The sequence below is a fragment of the Kitasatospora sp. NEAU-CNBT7 genome (assembly GCF_057220535.1).
The window spans coordinates 1-4,031 of sequence record NZ_JBXQQB010000100.1; the positions used below are offsets into that span (position 1 = coordinate 1).

Here is a 4,031-nt window from a genome sequence, read left to right on the forward strand (position 1 = left end):
CGTCCGCGGTGACCACCGCACTCCTCAGATCGAGGGCCGCGAGCAGGGCGGCGAACCCGGTGATCTCGTTCGTCCCCTCCGGGACCCGCTGCTGCGCGACCAGCGTCCCGTCCTGCAGCATCGCCCCGAGCACGGTCACCGCGGCGGCCGCACCGCCGCGCGATCCGCGCAGACGTTTTCCGTCCACGGCCACCGTCACCGCCTTCTCCCGGAAGGTCCGCAGCAGCGCCTCCAAGCCGCCGGGCAGCACCGCCGCGACCGCCCGCCCGATGGTGGACGCGCTCGGCGGCACCGCGAGCGCGAACACTCCGCGCACCGGCAGGCCCAGCCGTACCAGCGTCTCCTGCGGAGCCGCGGCCGCCCACTGTCCCATCGCCCGGAACGAGCCGAACCTGCAGGCCATGGCACACAGCGCAACCAGCAGCACCGCGCGCAGCGGATGCCGGCGCCCCCGGGCCTTCCGCGGATCGCGCAGGGCGCCAACCAGCTCCGGGAAACCGTGCGCGCCCGACACACCGGCACCACACTCCGAGCAGGGACAGGACATGGCAGACTGGCGCACCGAAGCTCCGTTGCTGGTGGACGACTCGCGAGGTCATCAACCACAACGGAGCTTCATCTGCTTCGGACACCCATGCTGACCAGGAACGATCCAAGATCAACTAACTTTGCATCAGCCCTGACCGGCCACCTGCCCCGCACCATGGCCGGCCTGCGCAACCTCGCCATCGGCATCTTCCGCCAGAACGGCCACACCAACATCGCCGCCGCCCTCCGCCACACCGGCCGCGACCACACCCGACCCCTGCGAATCCTCGGCCTCACGTGATCAATCCGGGCAGACCGCGATCATGCAATGCCCCTGGCCTTGAACCGGCGCTGATGCCCCTATGGACGTCAAGGGGCGATCGTGGCAGAGCTGTTTTTTACAGACTCGAAGGGATCGGCAAACCCCGGTTCAACCATTCCCGTCGCAACATTTTGCTGGAGAGCCAAGGATCCCCGGGGCGACCGGAAGTGTCGTCGACTGATAATTCAGCTCTCCCGCAGGCAGTTCTGAGGGAAGGAACCTGGCGAACAGCCGGGACAAACACAGGGAGAGGGAGCCGGTCAGATGACCTGGACCAGCAGGATTCCATCCGGATGGATAAAGATTCCGACGAGTTATGACGACCTGAAAATCGGAGGATGGTTCACGAATTCTGATCAAGGCTGGCTGAATGCCTTCTCCGGATGGCTGGCCGAAACGTACAACGTCGAGTACATCGGCCTCGACGACTGGATAGAGGATGTCACTCAGGAGATTCTGGCGCCCCTCTACAAAATTGGAATAATTGCCCGGACGAGCGCAACTGAACCGGGCGAGGAGGACCTCAATCATGCACGGCAGCTCTACGGCAAGTTCTGCGAAGCGGTGGAAGCGCATTGGCATGACTCCTCGTCGAATGAGGAGCCATGGCCGCAGCTAGTGTTCCCGAAGGCGGAAATGACACACCTGGAGAAGAGCAGGGAACTGATGGTTTCCTCAGGCTCTTCGTCGGAGGAGGAGATGTCACGCCCGCGGCGCAAGATCCAGCCAGCAGAATTGGTGCACCTGGAGCAGAACCTCAGGTCGAGCTCAGCGGAGTACTCGGTGGATCGGGCCTGGGTCATAGGACACGGCCAGGACGCCGGCTCCGGAAACACCTTCGTTCCCGAGGGAATGAAAGTGCACTTCTACTGCGGGGTCGGCACGCTGCTCTCCTCCACCAGCAGTCTCATCGCACTGGCGAACCCCGATACGGCTCCTTCCGTTCAGGTCTACTCGGGCGTTTCGGGGTCGACCGCGAATCGTTCGCTCCTGGCGAGCATCCCGAACTATCGGCTGAGCCCTGAGAGCTCGGACTGGGACATCGCACGCTACATACAGGTTGCACCCGACGGTGAGTTGCTCCATTTTGTCGGCACGGAGCCTCTGCCGGGCGATGACGTTCCCCTCTGTAGAACGCCCAATAGATGCCGACACAGGGGCTCTCACGTGTGCAAGGGCGTCTTGGGCAAGTTGGGTCATTGTAAGGAGATTTACCTGCTCGTCTGCCGTGGCACGGTGGATTCGACGGCGACAGGAGATAGCGGGCCGGAGATCGAGAACGCGAAGAAGGGGTACAAGAAGCAGGCCAGGGGCATCATTGCAGACCCGACCCACCTCAAGGAGGCGCTGGATGCTCTACCGCTGGTCGATCAGGCGATCACTCTCAATGCGCGCCCGAAGCTCTTGAAGGCGGCTTTCGTCGCTAACATGAAGGGCCTGGTGGAAAGCGATGGATGCCTCGCCTACTATGCGCACTACCTCAGTCTGGATGAGGCCAGCAAAGTCGCCCTCGATGCGGACAGCGATCTCGCTGCCAGTAGAGATAGGGCCTATGCAATAGTTTCTGAAATCAATGACGCAGATGGGGTCAGGAGATCCGAACTGCTGCATGGGTTGGGCCAGGAAAGAAAATGGCTGGATGGGTCCATGGCCATTCAGGAAAAAGCTGCGCTGCGTGCGAGCCTGCGCAGCAAGGAGATGCGTAATGCAAATCGCAGGGCAATAAAGGATGCGGGGAAATCCGGAGTTTCTTTCCTGCAGGCCGGTGACGTCGTCCTGGTCGGCGACTTCCATGGGGCCGAACTGAAGGGGACGATCAGGAAGCTGGGCCTCCCTGTGGCCGAGGGGCGCATCGAGCGAAGTGCCAAGTCCTTGCGCGGCCGTGAAGTAATCGTTGTCCGTGGCGCCCAGAGAAGCGATCGACTGGACCAGAAGTTCAGGGAGAGCATCGGTGCTCCGGAGAAGTGCACTATTTACTTCGTCAAATGAAGCTGTGAGACCGCGTTTGAGATCTGACATGGGACCATCGGTCGGTGACTCGACTTGTGAACCGTGACCGCTCTCTTGAGGGGCTTGAGCGCGACCGCTGGTCGGCCCCGTCGGGCGGCGAGACCCGGCTGATGGCGACCGTGCGTGAGTTTCGGCGCAAGCCGATCGGCGGCCTGACGGTCGAGGACATGCGGTTGCTGATCCGGCAGGACGTGGGGCCTTACCTATCTCCTACCCCTGGCGGTGGAAGTCCTCCGGGGCGACCCACTGGCAGAAGGCGACATGTACGAAGGCGATCTGCTGGCAGTCGTACTCACCAGGAGTGCAGAGGTCTGGAACGAGTTCCCCGAACTCGGGCGGGAGGTCCGCGTAATCGTCTCGGAGCTGGCCAAGGTGCCGCCAGCCCTGAAACACGAGGTCGAGGGGTTCCTGGCTCGGTAGCCCGCCAACAGCAGCTGCCGCCGGCGAGCGGCCAGGGCCGCCTGTCTACGAGGGCTGCCGAACGAGCGGTCGCGGGCCGGGACGCATCGCAGGACGGCCTCGGGTGAGTCGCCGGACCATGATGCCGATCATCGCCCAGCGGATCATGGTCTCGGAGTGGGCCGGGCTGGTCTCGTAGTCCCGGGCGGGACGACGGTGGGCGGTGAGCCAGGAGAAGGTGCGCTCGACCGCCCACCGCTTGGGCCGGACCTGGAAGCCGCGCTGGTCGGGGTCCTTGCGGACAATCTCCAGGTCGCGACCGAGGATCTGTGCGGCCCACTCGACCAGGCGGCCGGCGAAGCCCTGGTCGGCCCAGACCTTCCGGACACCGGGGTGGTCGAGCCTGGTCCACAGCAGGGGCCGTTTCGCGCCGTCGCGGTCCTGGATGCCCGCCGCGACGACGTGGACGGCCAGGAGCAGGCCGAGGGTGTCGGTGACGATGAACCGCTTGCGGCCTTTCACTTTCTTGCCAGCGTCGAAGCCCCTGGTGGCAGCGGGGACGGTGTCGGCGGTGCGGACGGACTGCGAGTCGATCAGTCCGGCGCTCGGCTCCGCGTCGCGGCCGTCGGCTTCGCGGACCTTGCCGCGCAGGGCATCGTGGATGCGCTCGACGGTGCCGTCGTCGTGCCACCACGTGAAGTACCAGTACACCGTCGGCCACGGCGCGAAGTCCTTCGGCAGCTGCCGCCAGGCACACCCGGTCCGCACCACG

At 64.4% G+C, this 4,031-nt stretch carries 5 protein-coding genes; 3 read left to right on the top strand and 2 right to left on the bottom strand.

The genetic code is table 11. The features are described from left to right. Positions 1-547 (bottom strand): transposase family protein (locus tag AC2TEW_RS38465; RefSeq protein WP_484627807.1); only part of this gene is annotated, 547 nt, incomplete at its 3' end. An 87-nt stretch (positions 548-634) separates the two neighbouring features. Here AC2TEW_RS38465 and AC2TEW_RS38470 point away from each other — a divergent pair. From AC2TEW_RS38470 to AC2TEW_RS38480, 3 genes are all read left to right on the top strand, one after another. Next, the gene (locus AC2TEW_RS38470) at positions 635-829 is read left to right on the top strand and encodes a hypothetical protein (RefSeq protein ID WP_484627804.1); all 195 of its coding nucleotides are present in this window, start codon (positions 635-637) and stop codon (positions 827-829) included. A 285-nt stretch (positions 830-1,114) separates the two neighbouring features. Beyond that, the gene (locus AC2TEW_RS38475; RefSeq protein ID WP_484627805.1) at positions 1,115-2,839 is read left to right on the top strand and encodes a putative adhesin; all 1,725 of its coding nucleotides are present in this window, start codon (positions 1,115-1,117) and stop codon (positions 2,837-2,839) included. Between the two features lie 243 nt (positions 2,840-3,082). Beyond that, on the top strand, positions 3,083-3,280 hold the full coding sequence (locus AC2TEW_RS38480; protein WP_484627660.1) for a contact-dependent growth inhibition system immunity protein: 198 nt from the start codon (positions 3,083-3,085) through the stop codon (positions 3,278-3,280). Positions 3,281-3,325: 45 nt separating this feature from the next. Here the strand turns inward: AC2TEW_RS38480 and AC2TEW_RS38485 are convergent. Then, positions 3,326-4,031: IS5 family transposase (locus AC2TEW_RS38485; RefSeq protein ID WP_484627806.1), on the bottom strand; the 706-nt coding region annotated here is incomplete at its 5' end.